Genomic DNA, 3,120 nt, shown 5'->3' with positions numbered 1-3,120 from the left:
CGTTCCCTGTAGGTGAGTTGGTGATACTCCATGCTGCAACCCTTCCTGCCCGAAGAGAAGCGGCTAGTCTCCAACTCACCGCCCCCCTTCGCAAAGGTGTTGCACTTCGCCTGGCAATCCGCCCGTCGATTGGCAACGCCGGCGCTCGCAGCCTCGCTTCACTCAGGCCGGTCTTGTCGTTCTCGCGGGTACAGTGCTGGCAACACTCCTCCAAGCTACACCGTATGCTCAATCGCGCAGTTCTGATCGTTCGCCCAGCCCGGCCATTTCTTGACTGGGCCGCCTCTCTGGACGATTCTGGTCTCTTGCCATCCGCCGACGGCGAACAGACTGTCTATCTTGTCCCAGAGTACGAGTCGGAAGCCGAGCAACGCCAGGTGTTGCAGGAGGTCTTCGCCGAGGTCTTCGAACGCGAGCTGTTCGGTTGGCATACCGATGAGTCCGCATGGCCTGAGCGCAGAACGTTGGCAATGTTTCGCAAGTGGTTCGTCATCGAAATGCACTCCACTGTCGAAGATCTCTGCGCAAGCCCCATCGAAGACGATGACCTCGACGACGACGCCTAACCCTTCGGTCAACGCGACGGCCATCGGCGTAGCACTTGGCCCGCGAGGCAGCCGTGCATATCATCCGCCTCGCGGGCCAAGCGCTACGCCGCTGTCCGCGCGTTACCTCAAACGTTAGGCCTCACTCGGAGACCGCCATGGCGATCCACAGCTTTGAAATCATTTCGGTGCCTGTGAGTGACCAGCAACGGGCAAAGCTCTTCTATCGCGATGTCTTGGGCTTCAGCCTGATTCGCGAAGAACCTATGGGGCCGGGCATGAGTTGGATTCAGCTTGCTCCCCAAGGGCAAAACGTTACGATCGCGCTCGTCACGTGGTTTGACACCATGAAACCAGGCGGGCTCCAAGGTGTAATGGTGAACACTGAGGACATTGATTCCGAGCATGTGGCACTGAAGTCCCGGGGTCTGGACATTGGAGAAATCAAACAAGAACCTTGGGGGCGCTACGCCATGTTCACTGATCCCGATGGCAATGGTTGGATACTTCGTCAACCACCCACGGGCGCGTAGCTTTGCCGCTTTCGTGCTCGAACTGCACCGCGCTCCCTCGCGGCGAACTGAGGCCTAACCCTTCGGTCAACGCGACCCGTACCAGCAGGCCTCTTGGGGCGCGAGGCTCCTCAGGCCTATCATCCGCCTCGCGCCCCAAGCGTCCTGCTGCCACGGGCGCGTTACCTCAAACGTTAGGCGTCATGTCCCTCACGGCCCGCTTCCCGTCTTCGGACTCGCGCGTAGCGCTCGCCAAGCGACTCGGCCTCCCATACTCGAGCGAAATGCAGGATTGGGAGTGGGAGGTCGCTGATCGAGACAGGTTTGCTGAGTTCATCGCCTGCTATGACGCAGCAGAACTGACTGAGGGGGAACGCTTCTCACTCATGGAAATCTTGGTCCAGTGCGTCGAGGACCTCCACCACACGCCCGGCTTCGCCCTTGCTCGTCAACAACTCGAACAACGCCTCTCCGCCAGAATGACATTGCATCGACCAACGGTGCAATATTGGGCTCTTCAAGACAACGCCCGCTCGGCGGAGCAGTTCTACGTCACGCCGCTCATGCGTCAGCTTCTGGTTCAAGTAGGCGCCGCATCTGGCAGTCGCAATGACGCCTAACCCTTCGGTCAACGCGACCCGTGCCAGCAGGCGCCTTGGGGCGCGAGGCTTCCAGGGGTATGCTGCGCCTCGCGCCCCAAGCCTCCTGCCGGCACGGGCGCGTTACCTCAAACGTTAGGCCTCACCCCCAAGACTCGGGGGCTGACGCCCCCGAGAACAGCCCAAAGACATGTGTCCATCGCTGGCAAGATGCGGGGACCTATGGCAACCTTGACGTACAAAGCACGTTAGGCGGCGCAGGCAGACACGGAGCGAATCAGCCGTTGAGGCTTAACACCAGAAGACACAACGCATCGTGCAGATACTGAAAGCACTGATCTTCAGTGGACTCGCGCTCGTGTGGGTGTGCATGGTGGTCTTCATGGTCACGATGCTCGTCCTCACGGTTCGCTGGAACAAGAGACAAAAGCAGCCCGAAACGCGCCTACCGTTCAAGTGGCACTACCCGCTCACTTGGCCGGCTGTCATCGTCCAAGACAGCACCTGGTCGTTGCCAAGAGATCGCAAGACCGCAAAGGTTGCTCGCGTCACCGGTCTAGTCTCCATTCTTGCGTTCGCGGCGCTCTCCACCTGGGCCATCCGAACCGGCCACTGGTCGTAACCGTCTCGACTACCGGCGCCGCCTAACCCTTCGGTCAACGCGACCCGTACCAGCAGGCGTCTTGGGGCGCGAGTCCGACCGGCCTATCATCGGCCTCGCGCCCCAAGCCCCCTGCTGGCACGGGCGCGTTACCTCAAACGTTAGGCCTCACGACATGCTCCCACGCGTTGCGCTGGCGCTTCTCACTTCTGTCGCTTCGACTACCGTTCATGCGCAGGGGTTTGCGGGCACTTGGGACATCGACCTTCGAAACGCAGAGCAACGCAAGAATGGGGTTCAGTGCGGAGGCGCAAGCTTCGAACTCTCCCAAGAGGGCAATCGAATTCGTGGCAGCCACACTATGGTTACCGCTGGCTGCGGGCGGCAGAACGAAGGGGGACCAGAGACCGTAAAGGGTGTAGTTCTCAATGGCAAGGCGGTGCTGGTAGTCACCAGCACTCGGAACAGGGCCGTAGTCATGGGCGTCGCACAAGTCAAGAACGGAAGACTTCAGTGGCAAGTTCTGGAAGAAATCAGAGCAAGTGAGCAAGAAGGCGATTCCCCGCTCATCCTGCACTCCGGGGTGCTTCTTCGGCGGCGCCAGTGACAATGCGCGCCCCTGCTTGCCAAGCGCAGTGAGGCCTAACCCTTCGGTCAACGCGACCCGCACCAGCAGGCGCCTTGGGGCGCGAGGCCGGTCAGGCCTATCATCGGCCTCGCACCCCAAGCCCCCTGTTGGCACGGGCGCGTTACCTCAAACGTTAGGCCTCACGAATTGCCAAACTAAGCGCAACACCACCGAGCATACGCCTCGTTAGGCGTGTCGAATCCGAGAACCTTTCTCGGCCTGTCGTTGAGCTCTC

5 protein-coding genes are annotated in these 3,120 nt (G+C 60.5%); 4 read left to right on the top strand and 1 reads right to left on the bottom strand.

What is annotated here, in order from left to right; translation table 11 throughout:
- From P1K89_RS33230 to P1K89_RS33215, 4 genes are all read left to right on the top strand, one after another.
- On the top strand, positions 1-566 hold a 566-nt coding region (locus P1K89_RS33230; protein ID WP_284620823.1), incomplete at its 5' end, for a hypothetical protein.
- A gap of 137 nt (positions 567-703) precedes the next feature.
- Positions 704-1,078, top strand: coding sequence for a VOC family protein (locus P1K89_RS33225; protein WP_284620822.1), 375 nt, complete (start codon positions 704-706; stop codon positions 1,076-1,078).
- 182 nt (positions 1,079-1,260) lie between these two features.
- Positions 1,261-1,677 carry a hypothetical protein gene (locus P1K89_RS33220; RefSeq protein WP_284620821.1) on the top strand — a complete coding sequence of 139 codons (417 nt, stop codon included), beginning with the start codon at positions 1,261-1,263 and terminating at the stop codon, positions 1,675-1,677.
- 295 nt (positions 1,678-1,972) lie between these two features.
- Entirely contained in the window at positions 1,973-2,278 is a 306-nt protein-coding gene (locus tag P1K89_RS33215) for a hypothetical protein (RefSeq protein ID WP_284620820.1), read from the top strand.
- Between the two features lie 133 nt (positions 2,279-2,411).
- Here the strand turns inward: P1K89_RS33215 and P1K89_RS33210 are convergent, their stop codons facing one another.
- Positions 2,412-2,927, bottom strand: coding sequence for a hypothetical protein (locus tag P1K89_RS33210; RefSeq protein ID WP_284620819.1), 516 nt, complete (start codon positions 2,925-2,927; stop codon positions 2,412-2,414).
- Positions 2,928-3,120: the final 193 nt, after the last annotated feature.

Origin of the sequence: Aquabacterium humicola, assembly GCF_030167915.1 — a bacterium.
GTDB lineage: Bacteria > Pseudomonadota > Gammaproteobacteria > Burkholderiales > Burkholderiaceae_C > Pseudaquabacterium > Pseudaquabacterium humicola.
This window is presented reverse-complemented; position numbering and strand designations above follow the sequence as displayed.

Excerpts from the sequence above, each read along its gene's own strand:
- P1K89_RS33225 (WP_284620822.1), top strand. The coding sequence starts at position 704 with ATGGCGATCCACAGCTTTGAAATCATTTCGGTGCCTGTGAGTGACCAG.
- P1K89_RS33220 (WP_284620821.1), top strand. The coding sequence starts at position 1,261 with ATGTCCCTCACGGCCCGCTTCCCGTCTTCGGACTCGCGCGTAGCGCTC.